15 protein-coding genes are annotated in these 14914 nt (G+C 39.1%); 10 read left to right on the plus strand and 5 right to left on the minus strand.

Translation table 11 applies throughout. The annotated features are described in order from the left end of the window. Positions 1-200: 200 nt before the first annotated feature. From RV00_RS04345 to RV00_RS04370, 6 genes are all read left to right on the plus strand, one after another. On the plus strand, positions 201-704 hold the full coding sequence (locus RV00_RS04345; RefSeq protein ID WP_071861377.1) for a shikimate kinase: 504 nt from the start codon (positions 201-203) through the stop codon (positions 702-704). Next, positions 704-1552, plus strand: coding sequence for a prephenate dehydratase (pheA, locus tag RV00_RS04350; protein WP_071861378.1), 849 nt, complete (start codon positions 704-706; stop codon positions 1550-1552). Before RV00_RS04345 ends, pheA begins: the two co-directional genes overlap by 1 nt. 96 nt (positions 1553-1648) lie before the next feature. Continuing rightward, on the plus strand, positions 1649-2818 hold the full coding sequence (locus tag RV00_RS04355; RefSeq protein ID WP_071861379.1) for an LCP family protein: 1170 nt from the start codon (positions 1649-1651) through the stop codon (positions 2816-2818). Positions 2819-2897: 79 nt separating this feature from the next. Then, positions 2898-3743 (plus strand): DegV family protein, encoded by an 846-nt coding sequence (locus RV00_RS04360; RefSeq protein ID WP_071861380.1) that lies wholly within the window; start codon positions 2898-2900, stop codon positions 3741-3743. Between the two features lie 157 nt (positions 3744-3900). Continuing rightward, positions 3901-4380, plus strand: coding sequence for a DUF6530 family protein (locus RV00_RS04365; protein WP_071861381.1), 480 nt, complete (start codon positions 3901-3903; stop codon positions 4378-4380). A gap of 27 nt (positions 4381-4407) precedes the next feature. Beyond that, the gene (locus RV00_RS04370) at positions 4408-6648 is read left to right on the plus strand and encodes an AAA family ATPase (protein WP_071861382.1); all 2241 of its coding nucleotides are present in this window, start codon (positions 4408-4410) and stop codon (positions 6646-6648) included. A gap of 45 nt (positions 6649-6693) precedes the next feature. Here the strand turns inward: RV00_RS04370 and RV00_RS04375 are convergent, their stop codons facing one another. The 3 genes from RV00_RS04375 to RV00_RS04385 are packed head-to-tail and all read right to left on the minus strand — an operon-like array spanning position 6694 to position 8537. After that, positions 6694-7233: a TIGR01440 family protein gene (locus tag RV00_RS04375; RefSeq protein WP_071861383.1), complete on the minus strand. Its 540-nt coding sequence runs from the start codon at positions 7231-7233 to the stop codon at positions 6694-6696. Positions 7234-7248: 15 nt separating this feature from the next. After that, complete coding sequence (locus RV00_RS04380; RefSeq protein ID WP_071861384.1) at positions 7249-7743, minus strand: ECF transporter S component; 495 nt, start codon at positions 7741-7743, stop codon at positions 7249-7251. Beyond that, a complete protein-coding gene (locus RV00_RS04385) occupies positions 7740-8537 on the minus strand; it encodes a bifunctional hydroxymethylpyrimidine kinase/phosphomethylpyrimidine kinase (RefSeq protein ID WP_071861385.1) in 798 nt (265 codons plus the stop codon). Before RV00_RS04385 ends, RV00_RS04380 begins: the two co-directional genes overlap by 4 nt. A 153-nt stretch (positions 8538-8690) precedes the next feature. On the opposite strand from RV00_RS04385, the gene RV00_RS04390 reads away from it, so the two are divergent. The 3 genes from RV00_RS04390 to RV00_RS04400 all read left to right on the plus strand — a co-directional run bounded on the left by RV00_RS04390 (position 8691) and on the right by RV00_RS04400 (position 10672). Further along, positions 8691-9314, plus strand: coding sequence for an NAD(P)H-binding protein (locus RV00_RS04390; RefSeq protein ID WP_071861386.1), 624 nt, complete (start codon positions 8691-8693; stop codon positions 9312-9314). 160 nt (positions 9315-9474) lie between these two features. Then, positions 9475-10092, plus strand: coding sequence for a hypothetical protein (locus RV00_RS04395; protein ID WP_071861387.1), 618 nt, complete (start codon positions 9475-9477; stop codon positions 10090-10092). Positions 10093-10162: 70 nt separating this feature from the next. After that, entirely contained in the window at positions 10163-10672 is a 510-nt protein-coding gene (locus RV00_RS04400) for a GNAT family N-acetyltransferase (protein ID WP_071861459.1), read from the plus strand. On the opposite strand, the gene RV00_RS04405 is transcribed toward RV00_RS04400, so the two are convergent. Together RV00_RS04405 and RV00_RS04410 are read right to left on the minus strand one after the other, a co-directional pair. Continuing rightward, on the minus strand, positions 10667-11227 hold the full coding sequence (locus RV00_RS04405; RefSeq protein ID WP_071861388.1) for a restriction endonuclease: 561 nt from the start codon (positions 11225-11227) through the stop codon (positions 10667-10669). The genes RV00_RS04400 and RV00_RS04405 overlap by 6 nt on opposite strands. Positions 11228-11785: 558 nt before the next feature. Further along, complete coding sequence (locus RV00_RS04410; RefSeq protein WP_071861389.1) at positions 11786-12433, minus strand: FusB/FusC family EF-G-binding protein; 648 nt, start codon at positions 12431-12433, stop codon at positions 11786-11788. Between the two features lie 370 nt (positions 12434-12803). Between RV00_RS04410 and RV00_RS04415 the strand changes: the two genes are divergently transcribed. Then, a complete protein-coding gene (locus tag RV00_RS04415) occupies positions 12804-14903 on the plus strand; it encodes an LTA synthase family protein (protein WP_071861390.1) in 2100 nt (699 codons plus the stop codon). The last annotated feature ends 11 nt before the right edge of the window (positions 14904-14914 follow it).

Genomic DNA, 14914 nt, shown 5'->3' on the forward strand with positions numbered 1-14914 from the left:
TAAAAAAAATTAATTCATTAATACGAATAAGGATGTCAGTTCCGCTTTTCACAGTTTATTCAATTTAATTGATAAGAAATTATAGTTACCTCACTCAAGTGTAAAAGTGTTTAGTGGAATGATATACGGCATGAGAATCAGACTAATTATTTTGCTTTTAAAAAAAATTAATTCATTAATATGAATAAGGAGAATGTCTAATGGAATCGATTGTTTTAATTGGATTTATGGGTGCGGGCAAGACGACGATCAGTAAAGCTCTAGCGGAAACCTTGAACGCCCAAGTAGTTGACATGGATGATGTGCTAGTTGAACGGATTGGTCAACCGATCAGTGATTATTTCGAGGAACATGGTGAAACTTCTTTTCGGAAACATGAAACAACGCTTTTAAAAGAAGCGTTGAAGGAAGAATCGATCATCGCTACTGGGGGCGGTGTGATTTTACAAAAAGAAAATCAACAAGTTTTATCGGATAAATTGGTAGTTTATTTGAAGGCAGACGCGAATATTTTAGTTAAACGAATTCGTGAAGATCATGTCAATGTTCGTCCATTAGCAATCAAAAATGATGATGGCGATTTAAAACGGTTGTTCTTCTCCCGAGAAAAATTATACGAAAAACTAGCGAAGGTCGTTATCGATACGACTGAAAAGAAACCGGTAGAAATCGTTTCAGAAATCATCCAACAGGTGGGATCGTAATGAAGGTTGGCTATCTAGGACCGAAAGGGTCATTTACTTATAGTGCTGCGACTAATTTTTTTGCACCAGAGGAATTGATGTCTTATGATTCGTTACCAGCTTTACTAGAAGCGTTGCGAAGTGGACTAATAGAATACTGCATGGTACCGATTGAAAATACTATTGAAGGCTCTGTCTTGCCAACCTTGGATCTGATTTTCCAAACTTTACCTACGATTCAAGCGGAAATTGTTTTGCCGATTCGTCAACAATTAATGGTTCATCCCAATCACGCTCAAAGTTGGCAGGAAACAGAATTGATCTGCAGCCACCCGCAAGCATTGGCGCAATCGCAATTATTTTTGATGAATCACTTTCCCTCGGTTGATATCGAACAGCTGGGTTCGACTACCTTAGGGGCTCAAAAGGTGGCGCAGAATCCGGATAAAAAATATGCGGCGATCGGTTCCCGAGAAGCGGCCACGCAATTTGATTTGCAAATCGTCAAAGAAGAGATTCAATCGATCGATAATAATGAGACACGCTTTTGGCTGCTGGGAAATCAGCCGCTGATTAGCGACTTACCACAAGAAAAGCAAAAAGTGACGCTGTTATTTGATCTAGCGATGGATCATCCTGGTGCGCTTTATCAATGTTTAGCCTTTTTTGCTGCTGAAAAAATTAATTTAACTAAAATTGAATCCCGGACTCAGAAGACTCAGCTGGGAGAATATTTTTTCATTATTGATTTAGAACGGCCGCAAGGGGATCAGCTACAAAGCGTTCTACAGCAGTTAAATGCCCAACATTTTGATGTTACTTTAATCGGGGATTACCCCACCTACATTCCAAAAATTAGAAAATCTTAGTAGTTAAGGTTTTCTAATTTTTTTTTATAAAAATAAGACAAATACCGGTTGATTTGCTATTTTATTATTAACAGTATGGAAATGAAGAGGTGCACTATGAGCCGAATGGATAAATATAAGGATATTCATAAGGAAAGTCAAAAGGAAGAAAAACAGCCTTTTGGCTTTCGTCGTGAGATCAAAAAAAATACACAAAAGAATCAGTCTTCGTCTGAACGAGATGCTACGACCGAACGCTATGAAGAACCAGAAGAGAAGTTCTATTATCAAGAATACGATCAAAAGCCTGAAAAGAAACGCTTTAACTTTAAATTTCCTTCAGTAAAAAATCCTTTCAAACGAAGGGCTAAAAACCCTTATGAACAAAAGCCGAGACGAAAACGAAGCTGGCGTAGAATCCTATTAATGATTTTGGTGGTGCTACTAGGCTTTTCAGTCATTTCTTTCGGTGTTGGAAATTTTGCGGCGAAGCATGATTCTTCCATGCCAAAAATCGAGACCCAAGAATTTAACGGCGTGGAGTCTTCTAATGGAACGAAGAATATTTTACTTTTAGGAAGCGACACGCGCGACAATATCAGCGGCCGTTCTGACTCCATGATGGTTCTGCAAGTAGATGGTCATGGCAAACCCAAATTAGTTTCCTTTATGCGGGATATGTACGTCAATATCCCTGGAGTTGGTGAAAACAAATTGAATGCTGCTTATGCCTACGGCGGTGCTGATTTAGTTCGTCAAACATTAAAAGATAATTTTGGGATTGATTGTCGTTATTACGCGATGGTGGATTTCCAGACTTTTGAAAAAGGTGTAGATGCGCTATTTCCACGTGGGGTTCAAATCGATTCAGAGAAAGATATGAGCTCTTATATTGATCAACCAATCAGTAAGGGTCCACAACGAATGAATGGTCACACCTTGTTGAACTACGCTCGTTTTCGGATGGACGAAGAAGGCGACTTTGGTCGTGTTCGGCGACAACAGCAAGTGATGCAAAGTGTCTTTAGTCAATTAAAAAATCCATTAGTACTATTAAGAGGACCTTACGCAGCCGGAAAAATCTGGGGCTATCTATCAACAGATATGCCAAATACCTTTGTCTTAGGTAACTTTTTCAATTTTGCCAAAGCTGTTGGTGGGATCGAGCGTTTGACGTTACCGGCCGATGGTTCATGGTCGTATATCGATACGGCAAATGCCGGCAGTGCACTGGCCGTCGATACCAATCAAAATACTCAGGCGGTCCAAGCCTTTTTAGACAAGTAGCCGATTTTTGATTCCCATGCTACTGTGAGTATGCTATATTATAATTATTGTAAATTTTGATTGAAACGAGGAAATGAATATGAAATTAGCGATCGTGACAGATAGCACCGCCTATCTGAATGAACGCGTACGTAATCATAAAGATTTATTTATTATCCCGATTCCAGTAATCATTGATGGCGAGCCTTTTGAAGAAGGCGTCGATATCGGATATGAAGAATTTTACCAAAAGCTCAAAGAAAGTAAGGACTTTCCTAAAACCTCTCAACCGGTGTTAGGGGAAGTTTTCCAATTGTACCGCTCAATCAAGGAACAAGGCTATGACACAGTAATCAGTATTCATCTATCAGAAGGTATTTCTGGTTTTGTACGGACTTTGACGGCAATCAAAGAAGATATTGAAGGTTTGCAGGTCATTCCTTACGACTCAAAGATCACTAGTGTGCCCATGGGCTATATGGTGGAAAAAGCGTTAGAAATGAGCGATCAAGGAAAATCCCTTGATGAAGTTATTGCGGCTGTTGATACGATTCGCGATACGACCAACGCCTATATCATCGTGGATGATTTAGATAATTTGGTGCGTGGCGGCCGTCTGACCAATAGTGCAGCGATCATTGGCGGTCTATTGAAAATCAAGCCGATCTTAACCTTTGAAGACGGTAAGATTGTGCTGGCAGAAAAAATCCGTTCTTTAAAAAAAGCTCTTCAACGAACAGAAGAAATCATTGAAGAACGCCGGCAAGTGAATGGCGAAGATCTACGAATTTTTATCATTCACGGCAACAATCCTGAGTTAGCCCAACAAGAATACGAAAAACTTAGAGATAAATATCCTGAAGCGACGATCGATATTGGAACATTTGGTCCGGTCATCGGCACGCATTTAGGCGACAAAGCCATCGCGTTAGGCGTGGCGAAATAATAGACGAAACTCACTAGTTTGCTAGTGAGTTTTTATTTTTAAAAAGAGTTCATTTAGAAGTAAGTTCCTTGCATTAATCACTAAAATTTCGTATTCTTTCTTCATTAGTAGTTTACTAATTTACTAAATTAGTGAAGAGAATCAGGAGGATTTTGTAATGAAAATACCAACAAATCTAAAGCATAAACCGGTTTTTTTAGTGGAGGATTACGATAAGATCGATGGACATAACGCATGGGATAGTGACGCAAAGGGATTGACGTTAGGTTTAGCTCAATGGAATGATCGTGGACGAGTGGATATCTCAGGAAAGGTTTGGCGTCACACTGGGGAAAAATGGTCTCGGCAATCGGAGGAATTACCGATTACGCGGATTTTGGATTTAGCGATCCTAGTGGCCCAATCAAGTATCTACCTACAAGATGCCTATCGGTATGAAAAATTTTATGATCCAGAAAATCCATCCGTTGAGATTTTAGGCTTACAAGGTGGACGAATGGAAGTTCAAGTAGATACAGAGAATCCTAAAATCGATGAAGACATTATTTTGTTCAATGATACGATGAACAAGGATGGCGACTTGATCGCGCAACGTTATCGCACATTGAAACGTCTTTTAGACGAACTAGGCTATTAAAAATCTTTAAAACTTGAGGTGAGCAGCATGGAAAATCCTTTTGTGATCACAGAAGGCCGTACCTTTACTAAAGTAGAAAAACAAATGATCTGGCACAAGCCAGCCAGCCATAAAACCAGTCAGGAAGAACTGCGGATCGCTTCAGAAATCAAGCATAATTGGCTCGATCCTGAAATGAAAATCATGAATGTATTGTTAGAAGGAGATGCCGGTTCAGGAAAAACTCAATTAGCTCGCGCGCTCTCCGATGATTTGCAGCTGCCTTATACAAAAGTAACCTGTTTTGCCGATATGGACAAAACCGATGTCTTTGGCGCGTTATTACCAGTAGTATCCACCGATGACAATGAAGATCAAGAATTATTAGAAGCGATTTATCAGACGGACTCGCTGCAAACCGTATTAAACGTCATCCAGCAGCACTTTCAAATTGACGACAATCAAGCCAAAGAACGCTTGAGCCAATTGATTGAACGGATCAACCAGCCAGAAAATACTAAGAGTGTCGAATATAAATTCTATCCTTCAGAAATTGTGCGAGCGATGCAGCGAGGCTATCTATTGGAGATCCAAGAACCGACAGTGATTCGGGATGCTTCAGTATTAGTGGCGTTAAACTCAGCGTTAGAACCGAATGGCTTATTGAACATTCCCACCGGGATCATTCGTCGGCACCCTGATTGTGTCGTCGTGATTACCACCAATCGGAACTATCAAGGCAATCGGCCATTGAATGAATCGCTGCGGGACCGGGTTCAGCACGCGGAAAAAATGGATCTGCCGTCGATTGAAGTCATGATCGAGCGGGCAACAGCCAAAACGAATTTTTCTGATCGAGATTATTTAGCGATCATGGCTCAAATTATTCGATTACTAGATGAAACGGCCAAAGCAAACGCGATTAAAGGTGTCGCTGGCATGCGTTCCTATTTCTTCTGGGTCAATAGCTTGAAGCAAGGCCAAGATCCGTTAGAAAGTATTTTTCCTAAGGTTCTCTACAAACTGACTACCGATGAAACAGAATTAAAAATTTTGCAGAATGCCCTAGAACAAAGCGGACTGTTAACCAAGCTGCAGCAAGTAAAAAATCAACAAAAATTGCAGCAAGGACGAAAAATCAGTCAAGCAGAAGCATCTGAACGGAATATCATAGAAGAAGCTGAAAACACCACTTTAAAAAGTGAAGCCATCAGTGACGAAAGTAGTGACTTAGACGCAGCATCAGACGAAATCTTAGAATTTGCGGATACAGGTGAAAAGGAACCAGAGCAAGAGGCAATGACGCTTCCTGAGGAGGGCCAGACTTCGGATGCCGAATCCAAAGGCAACTCCGCCTCACTTGACGAAGAGGATAAACTTGGTTCAGCCATGTCACTAGATGAACTAACCGAACTTGATAAAACTAAACGCAAAGAGTTGAATCGCGAAGTCCGAGAAGCTCTAAAAGAAACGATCCACGCCAAAGAAGGAACGATCTTGCATCGGCCAAAGATCAATGAAAAAGCGCTGGAACAAGGACAGGAATTAACACAAAAAGTGTTACCGGAAGTTGACAGCCTGAGCCGCGTGATCAATGATCTGTTAGATAAGGAAGTCAGCAATGATTTTTCTAGCGGGAAATATTACGGGGCGCGCTTCAATCCCGGACATGTTGCTTATGGCGATTTGCGAAACTTTGATAAAAAAAATCCGCCGAATGAGCAACCCTCATTAGCTCTAGCGGTGCGCGTGGACGAATCCGGTTCGATGTTGCGAGATGACCGGATGGAGACGGCGAAACTGGCGGCCGTAGCCTTAAGTTTATTTGCGGAAAAAACGAAGATTCCATTGATGCTGTATGGCGATTCTGCCGACCTTAGTCAGCGAGAAAAGACTTCGATCTATTCTTATAAAGAATTTGATGATTCTTATGATTTCATGGCGGCAAAAATTGCCACTATGAAGCCGCGGCAAAATAATCGTGACGGCGTTCCATTGCGACTCTTAGCCGAAAAGCTGAATCAACAAGCAGCGGATACAAAAGTGCTGTTATCGATTAGTGATGGTCAGCCTAAAGCCTTACCAGATTATACTGGCGAGAGAGCCAAGCAAGATATCCAAGATGTCTTGCAAGAATACGAACGACAAGGAATTCTATTCATCGCTTGCGCTATTGGTGAAGATAAAGAGCAGTTACGTGAGTTGTACGGTGAAAATAATTTTGTCGATATCTCGGATATATCAACCTTGCCTCATCAGCTGTTGCAGTTGATTGCACGGTTTATTTAAAAAAAACACGTTTCAGCGAAATGCTTGAAACGTGTCTTTTTATGCTTAATAAGTCGCTCTTGGTCCGCCAATATATTTTGGCCGACTGCGTAAAGCGGTAACGTGAGCACCGCCTAATTCTTTAATTGAAGGACGGACAGGTACTTGTACGTATTTTACATGCATCCCGATAGAGGTGTCACCAATATCAATCCCAGCTTGGGCAACGATATGTTCTACTTCCACCGGATCAGTGAATTGCTCAAAAGCTGCTACTGAACAAGATCCGCCAGCATGAAGGGCGGGTTTGACTGAAACAATTTCCCAGTCCTTCTTTTCGGCTAATTCTCGTTCGACAACAACGGCACGATTGATGTGTTCGCAGCCTTGAACGGCTAAGTAAATTTTTTGTGGATCAAGAATACTTTTTAATGTTTCAATAACCCATTGACCGGTTTCTTGGCTAGAATTTTTGCCGATAGTCCCACCGACGATCTCGCTAGTCGTACAGCCTAAGACGAAGGTGTCGCCAGCTTTTAATTCAGCCGCCGCTAATACATCATTGACGATCGTTGTTAGGTCTTGTTGTAATTGTGCTTTTTCCATGTCTAAAACTTCTTTCTATTTATATTGAGGATGACGCAATACTTTTTGTAACGCTTGATAAAGGGGGACGGTCACGGCGATTCCGAAGATATTTTGTACCGCGTTACTTGGCAGCGACGCGATTCCCGCCGGCCAGCCGAATAATAAGGCAGTCGCTAGCGCATAACCGATAATCATAAATAAACTAGCCAATGTAAAACCTAATAATAACCCTTTTTTATTGGGAAATTTATTATACAAATAGCCTAAGAGAAATCCTTGGAAGCCATGAATCACAATCGAAAAAATTGCCCACTCGGGATACCCAGAGATCAGATCGATCAAGCCACCACTCATTGCACCTACCAATAATCCGCCAGTTGGGCCAAAGAATAAGGCAGAAGCATAAATTCCGACTTCGCAAAGTGTCACAAAGCCTTTAGTCGCTGGGATTGGAATGATAAACATCAGTGATAAGGTGACAGTCAAGGCGACCATCATTGCCAATTTCGTCATTTCTTTCGTTTTCATGTCTGTTCCTCCGTCTCTATACTATTGCCGTACCAAACATTTCCTTCTCCATTTTTTAAAGTAATCCCGTTAAGGATACTTTGATAGACGAACTCTTTACTATCAGCGATCGTCGTCGCTAAATTTTTCCCTAAAACTAAGTTAGACGCAATCGCGGAAGCGAAGGTACAGCCAGCACCGTTAATGGTTGCTTTTGCCAGCTTCGGCTTAGACAAAAGGTTGAACTGATTGCCATCGTAAAATAAATCGGAAGCCAGCTCACCAGCCAAGCGCTCACCGCCCTTAATGACAACTGCTGCTGCTCCTAACTCAACAATTGCTTGAGCTGCTTGTTTCATTTCAGCAAGTGTCGTAATTTTTTGCTGGCTTAATAGTTCAGCCTCTTTAAGATTGGGTGTAACGATCGTCGCAAAAGGAAACAATTGAATCAATCCCGCTCGATAGTTCTGACTGTAAACTTGATTGGTCTCTTTAAAAGCCATGACTGGATCTAAAACAATTGGACCGTCAAAGCTTTGTAAAAAGTCTTTCACGATTGAAAGTGAAGTCACATCATGGATCAACCCTAATTTAATCGCCGACAGATCGATTCCCTGTTTGATCGTGTCTAGCTGATCTTGCAATAAGGTCGTTGGCAGGTCATGAATTTCAAACTGATTATTTTTCACCACAGCGATACAGGTAATCGCCGTTAAACCAAATAAACGATAGTCCTCAAAGGTTTTTAAATCTGATTGCAGTCCGCCTCCAGCTAACGTGTCGGAACCTGCAATGGTCAGTATTGTTTTTGTCATAAATAAGCTCCTTAATGTTCTCTATTATAAAAGGGTTTACTAAAAATAAAACAGCCAATTGGTTGTTTTATCGGCCATCCAATTATAAGCGAAAATATTTGTTGGATAAATCAAAATGCGTTAGCATATGTGGTGAGGAAAGGGGCTATTACTATGAAAATATTTATCGCTGGAGCAACTGGACGAGTAGGAGAAGAGTTGACCAAAAATTTAGTTACGCAGGGACATTTTGTCTATGCGGGAGCACGACATGAAGAAAACATTACTAAAAGTGAGGACGTCGAGCCAGTCCATTTAGATATGCACGGATCGATCGATGAAATCGCTGAAACATTAAACGATGCGGAAGCGGTCTATTTCGTCGCCGGTTCACGAGGAAAAGATTTACTGCAGACAGATTTATTTGGCGCAGTGAAATTGATGCAAGCCGTAGAGCAAAAAGGAATCAAGCGCTATATCCATTTAAGCTCGCTGTTCGCTTTACAACCAGAAAAATGGGGAACAGCCTTAACCGACTACAACATTGCTAAATTCTTTTCTGATAATTGGTTGATTGATAAGACGAGTTTAGATTACACGATCTTACAGCCAGGTAGTCTTTTAGAAACACCAGGCAGCGGTAAAATCACCACCGACGTCACTGGAAAAACGGAAAATTCGATTGAGGATGTTGCTCTTGTTTTAGCAGGATTACTAAAACAAGACAATACAATCAAGAAAATTATTCTAATGGGCAATGGCGATACACCGATTGCTGAAGCATTGAAAACAATTTAAAAAGAAAGCTATTAGCCGCCAAACCAGTGCTAATAGCTTTCTTTTTAGTTAATTCATCACCCCTTGAAAATATTAAATTATTTCTTAGTTTTTCTTCTTACTTAATGATAAAATGGGAGGTACCTAAAATAGATTTTTACGTGATTAAGGAGCTAACCTAATGAATCTTCAGCATATTTATGATGGTCGTATCGAAGAGGGGGTTCAAATGATTCGAAAGAGAAAAATCGCGAAATATTATATGAAAGAACAAGGCTTTACAAAACGAGAAGCCTATGAAACAGCCGAGAAGACCCAGTCTGAATTTGAAGCAGGACGTGCGGTTTATCTTGCCTTATTTAACGAAGCAAAACCGACCTTTGCTGATCGAACAGGGCGTGAAAAGGTATTGCGTGTCTATCAAGTCTTCAGCTTCATTGCGCTGCTTTGCTATGTTGTCTGGTTGTTTAATAATGGCTATTTAAGTCATGCTCGTGTAACCGATAACTTCTTGCTGATTGCTTTAGCTATCAATCTAGCTTTAATCAGTTATTGGAATGAAAAAACAACTGAAAAGATTCATGATCGGAAAACAAAGGCCCTATTTAAAAACGATCCGGAAGCCATAAAAAAATTAGCACAAGTCGAGGAGATCAAACGCACTATTTTTAGAGCCGAGCATCGAGGCATTTCACTTGTTGAAGAACGCAAAAAAGCAGAGGGTGACGAAACGAGCGAAATAAACAAAATCATTACCCTAGATAAGATCAAACATTTCAAAAATAAAATCAAAAAATAATCACTCCATGTTAGGAAAACAGTGGGTGATTATTTTTTATAAGATCAATTATCGAAAAGAGGATCAAATGATGACAGCTATTCAATTGCGAAAAGTAAAGCAAGACGATTTCTATTTTTTAAAATCATTATTGCAAAACGAAGAACTAATGCTTATGGGATGGGGGAAAGTTTACACTGATAGAGAGGTAAATGGGTGGATAAAAAAAATTCAACAGCAATATTTAGATTATGGATATAGTTATTATATTGTAGAAAATCAGAGCAGTGAATTGATTGGAATAGGTGGTATCATCAGAACAAAAATTCAAGGAACGGAGTTCGATGAACTCGCTTACATTATTAAACAGGAGTTTCAAGGGAATGGTTATGGAACTATCGTTGCTGAAGAACTTGTGCAGCGAGCATTTAAAAATAATCATTTGCCACAAGTCGTCGCACAAATAGTTCCTGAGAATATTGCTTCAAGGAAAGTGTTAGAAAAATTAGGAATGACCTTTCAATTCGGTTATTTACGAAATCAAAACGGGATGATTCGCGAACACTTAGTCTATTTATTAAAAAATACGATTTCTTCATAAATTTGAATTCTTAAGATCTATTCGTTGCTCGTTTTCTATAAGCCTGATTAAATCATTTCGATCCCAAAGCTCAACAGCAAGTTTTTTCGCAAGCTGCCTTGCTGAAGTTGTGTAGTAGCTATTGGTTATCACGATAGCCTTATCAAGAGAGTAGTAACCAATCCCAGCATAGACTTCTTGCACCGCTTTATTACCAACTTTTTTCTTCCATCGTTTACATTGAAAGCCAATTTTCAACTTTTCTTGTGTAGCAATGATATCAATTCCTTGATCGCCAGACTTCTGCGTAATCTTAGGCCGCTGATAGCCACATTTATCCAATAGATAGGCCATGTATTCTTCAAATTCGATTCCATCCATTGAATCGATCTGCTGAATCTGGGCTTTTGAGAAACGTTTGATTTTGCTAAGGTAAGGGAACACCTCTGAGCTAATACCGAGAAAAACAAACAAGACGCCCATATAAAAATAGGTAGTTGGTAAAAAATCATAGCAGTAGTCGAGAGCTATGACTATGAGGCCAAAGAAAATAAGGTTAAAGCTGGATTTTTTCATAGAAACACTCCTTATGTGGACTCTTTACAAATAAATACGTTGAATAGGTACTTTCGATTTGTTATAAGAAAAAAGATTTCGTTTTCATAGTGTTTACAAGAAAAATTCCGTATTTTTGGTTCAATTGATCACCGAAGTTGCATTTTTAAATTTACTCAATAGTTTAATGACTAAAAACTTTAAAATAATTGCAAATTGTTTGTTTCAGAAACTTTAACTATTAAGCTACATAAATATAATTCATAGTTAAACGAGTGAACAAAAACCGGAAAAGATTTTTTCTAATAGAAAGTTCAAGTATCGATTTTTTTAATTTAAAACAATAAGAGGCAATTTATTGAAATAAAAATTCGAATGCTCAAATGATACTAAGAATAGATAATTGAAATATCTATGATTCAAATAGAACTAATTGCGACGAATTATTACTAGTTAACTTTTGTTAATGTATATTATGTAAACTAAAATAAAATTTTTTTCTTTTTATTGTATTTACCATCTTTCCTAACAAATAAACCGCTCTAACTGACTTAACTTAGTCTTAGAGCGGTTTATTTACTATTTATTAATCGTTTCCCAGAAACGTTCAAAGGTTTCTAATTGTGTTAGCTGACGATTGCATTGATTGCTGTCAGTACAAATGTAATTGCCTTTTTTCGTATACGTTCCGTCACCAGCTGATTTTGTTGTTGCCAAAAAGAAACTCACAGTACTTATTTGATTACAAATCGCACAATGACCTTTTTGAATATCGGTACTGAAACTCCCATAAATACCTGAAAAACGCCCATCGATTTGGCGCATCAAATATTTCCGATTGGTTCCGCTATCGTTCCAGCCTAAGTAACTTAGTTCAGTAAAGTCAGTCATCATTAATTCTGGATAGTGCATTTTTTTGACCTTACGAAAACATTTGTCGATTTGTTTGGTTGTTGGAATATTCATAGGAACAACAAATGCTTTCAGCTCATCGAATAATTTTTCGAACGTGTCTCTGGTCAGGCTTGTATTAAGAAATTGCTCCCAATAAGTTTCCAGTAACGCGTGACGACTAAATATTTCGGCAGTCTTGCTCTTAATTAATGTTTGCAAAGTGTTGATCGTTTGTTTGTCATTAACTGAATGATACGCGGCAACTAGCTCGCTGATTTGTTGTTTACAATAGCCATATTCATATGGCTGCATAATTGGTTTTTCTATATTCATAATTTCCCCCGTCTCTACTCTTTGAGGAAAAGAATTTCCATCAAAGGATTACTTATTAGCCGGCATGATTGCTTTCTTTGGCCGTACGATACAAGATGAGTGCTTCATCAAGATCCCCTCCTACTTTTGCCAATTTAAACACTTTGGTAAGAATAATTGATTCGTTGTATTTCCGCAAGTTTTATTATTTATGTCCTATAAAGAATGAATTTGAACGAGTTGTTGGTTTATTAAGATTCTTTTATTTTCTTTTAACGATAATAGGGAAATGCTGTAATATCGGCTTTTTTATAAGGAATACGTTTGACCTTCCTGGTAAAAACCGATAGAATATTTAAGATATATGGATAAAAATATAAGGAGCATGTAAATGTCTCATTTAAAAAAATATACGAACTTTATTAAAACACGCATAGGCTTTTTCAGTTTATTGATACTGCTATTGTGGCTAAAAAATATGTTCGCCTACGTGGTCGATTTTCATTTAGGCATCCAAAGTCCGATGCAGTTATTTATTCTATTGATCAATCCTTTAAGCGTCTCGATGGTGCTGCTGAGTATTGGTCTATTCATTAAGCGTCCAAAGGTTGCTTACGCTACTTTATTCAGCATTTATGCGCTACTGACGATTTGGTTATTTTCCAATGCTGTTTATTATCGAGAGTTTACCGACTTCATTACAATCAATACCTTATTAGGGGCCGGTCAGGTTTCTACTGGTTTAGGTGAAAGCGCCCTACGGCTATTTCGTTGGTATGATTTCATTTATATTTTAGATTTGCTAGTGATTCCTGTTTTATTGATTAGAAAAAAACTACCGATAGCAACAGATTATCCACGTTTTCGTCAGGCCACAGCGTTAGCAGCTATATCCTTGTTGATTGGCAGCGGGAATATTTTTTTAGCGGAAATCGATCGTACCGGTCTATTGAGCCGACAATTTTCCCGGGAGTACTTAGTAAAATATTTAGGGATCAATGCCTTTACTTTATACGACAGTTATCAAACCTATCAAAACAACCAGATCCGAGCGGAAGCCAGCCCGACTGATTTAAAGGAAGTTGAAAGCTACATTAAAGATCATTATGCTGAACCGGATGATTCGATTTATGGAATCGCTAAAGGAAAAAATGTTGTCTACATCCATTTGGAGAGCTTTCAGCAATTTTTGATCGACTATCAGCTGCCAGATGAGAATGGCGTGAACCACACTGTCACTCCCTTTTTAAATAGCTTGTATCATGGTGAAAGTACCTATAGTTTTGATAATTTCTTTCATCAGGTAAAAGCTGGTAAAACATCCGATGCCGAAACATTGATGGAAAATTCGTTGTTTGGCCTAAATCAAGGGGCCTTATTCACACAAATGGGTGACAAAAATACTTTTGAAGCCGCTCCGAATATTTTAAAACAAAAAGCCGATTATACATCAGCTGTCTTTCATGGCCATTCTGCCTCTTTCTGGAATCGCGACAAAACTTATAAGCACTTAGGCTTTGATTATTTCTTTGATTCTTCTTACTACGATGTGAATGATGACAATTCCTTCCAATACGGGATGCATGACAAGCCTTTCTTGAATCAATCAGTCCAATATTTGGAACATTTGCAGCAGCCTTTCTATGCAAAATTCATTACGGTTTCAAACCACTACCCTTATTCTCGCTTCAAGAATGAGGAAGATGGATTTCCGATGGCGAACACCAAAGATGAAACGATCAATGGCTATTTTGCTACAGCTAATTATTTAGATACTGCATTGAAAGAATTTTTTGATTACATGAAAGCTAGCGGACTGTATGACAATTCGATCTTTGTCTTGTACGGTGATCATTATGGGATTTCAAACACCCGTAATAAGGAATTGGCTCCGCTGCTTGGTAAAGATTCTGATAGTTGGACAGACTATGACAATGCTCAACTGCAGCGTGTTCCTTTCATGATCCATGTTCCTGGCGCGACCAACGGCGGGATCAATCATACCTATGGTGGACAAGTTGATGCCCTCCCTACTCTCTTGCATTTATTAGGGATCAATTCAAAAAAATATTTGCAGCTAGGTCAAGATTTATTTTCTCCCGAACATAAGCAAGTAGTGGCCTTTAGAGATGGCGATTTTGTGACTCCGCAATATACTTTCTATGGAGGTAAAATGTACGACAATCAGACAGCCCAAGTCATTGACGAGCCGACACCAGAGCAAGAGCAAGTCTTTACGGAGCTGAATCAGGCGGTGGATCAGCAACTGATTACCTCGGATAAAATCAATAACGGCGATTTACTGAGATTTTATCAAAATAGCGGATTAGACTCGATTGATCCTAACTCCTATGATTATCGCAACCAAAAGGCTCGACTAGAAACGATCGAGCGACAAAAAGGCGCCAAGTCTTCTAGTTTGTATAGTGAGAATAACCAGCGCTCAACCGTTGGGCTTTATAAAACGAAAACCTATCAACAATACGAATAGACAATGTATTC

The organism is Enterococcus devriesei (genome assembly GCF_001885905.1).
GTDB classification, from domain to species: domain Bacteria; phylum Bacillota; class Bacilli; order Lactobacillales; family Enterococcaceae; genus Enterococcus_A; species Enterococcus_A devriesei.

Coding starts and splice junctions, on each gene's coding strand:
- RV00_RS04370 (WP_071861382.1), top strand. CDS start 4,408: ATGGAAAATCCTTTTGTGATCACAGAAGGCCGTACCTTTACTAAAGTA.
- RV00_RS04395 (WP_071861387.1), top strand. CDS start 9,475: ATGAATCTTCAGCATATTTATGATGGTCGTATCGAAGAGGGGGTTCAA.
- RV00_RS04415 (WP_071861390.1), top strand. CDS start 12,804: ATGTCTCATTTAAAAAAATATACGAACTTTATTAAAACACGCATAGGC.
- RV00_RS04390 (WP_071861386.1), top strand. CDS start 8,691: ATGAAAATATTTATCGCTGGAGCAACTGGACGAGTAGGAGAAGAGTTG.
- RV00_RS04405 (WP_071861388.1), bottom strand. CDS start 11,227: ATGAAAAAATCCAGCTTTAACCTTATTTTCTTTGGCCTCATAGTCATA.
- RV00_RS04345 (WP_071861377.1), top strand. CDS start 201: ATGGAATCGATTGTTTTAATTGGATTTATGGGTGCGGGCAAGACGACG.
- RV00_RS04385 (WP_071861385.1), bottom strand. CDS start 8,537: ATGACAAAAACAATACTGACCATTGCAGGTTCCGACACGTTAGCTGGA.
- RV00_RS04380 (WP_071861384.1), bottom strand. CDS start 7,743: ATGAAAACGAAAGAAATGACGAAATTGGCAATGATGGTCGCCTTGACT.
- RV00_RS04365 (WP_071861381.1), top strand. CDS start 3,901: ATGAAAATACCAACAAATCTAAAGCATAAACCGGTTTTTTTAGTGGAG.
- RV00_RS04410 (WP_071861389.1), bottom strand. CDS start 12,433: ATGAATATAGAAAAACCAATTATGCAGCCATATGAATATGGCTATTGT.
- RV00_RS04400 (WP_071861459.1), top strand. CDS start 10,163: ATGACAGCTATTCAATTGCGAAAAGTAAAGCAAGACGATTTCTATTTT.
- RV00_RS04355 (WP_071861379.1), top strand. CDS start 1,649: ATGAGCCGAATGGATAAATATAAGGATATTCATAAGGAAAGTCAAAAG.
- RV00_RS04375 (WP_071861383.1), bottom strand. CDS start 7,233: ATGGAAAAAGCACAATTACAACAAGACCTAACAACGATCGTCAATGAT.
- pheA (WP_071861378.1), top strand. CDS start 704: ATGAAGGTTGGCTATCTAGGACCGAAAGGGTCATTTACTTATAGTGCT.
- RV00_RS04360 (WP_071861380.1), top strand. CDS start 2,898: ATGAAATTAGCGATCGTGACAGATAGCACCGCCTATCTGAATGAACGC.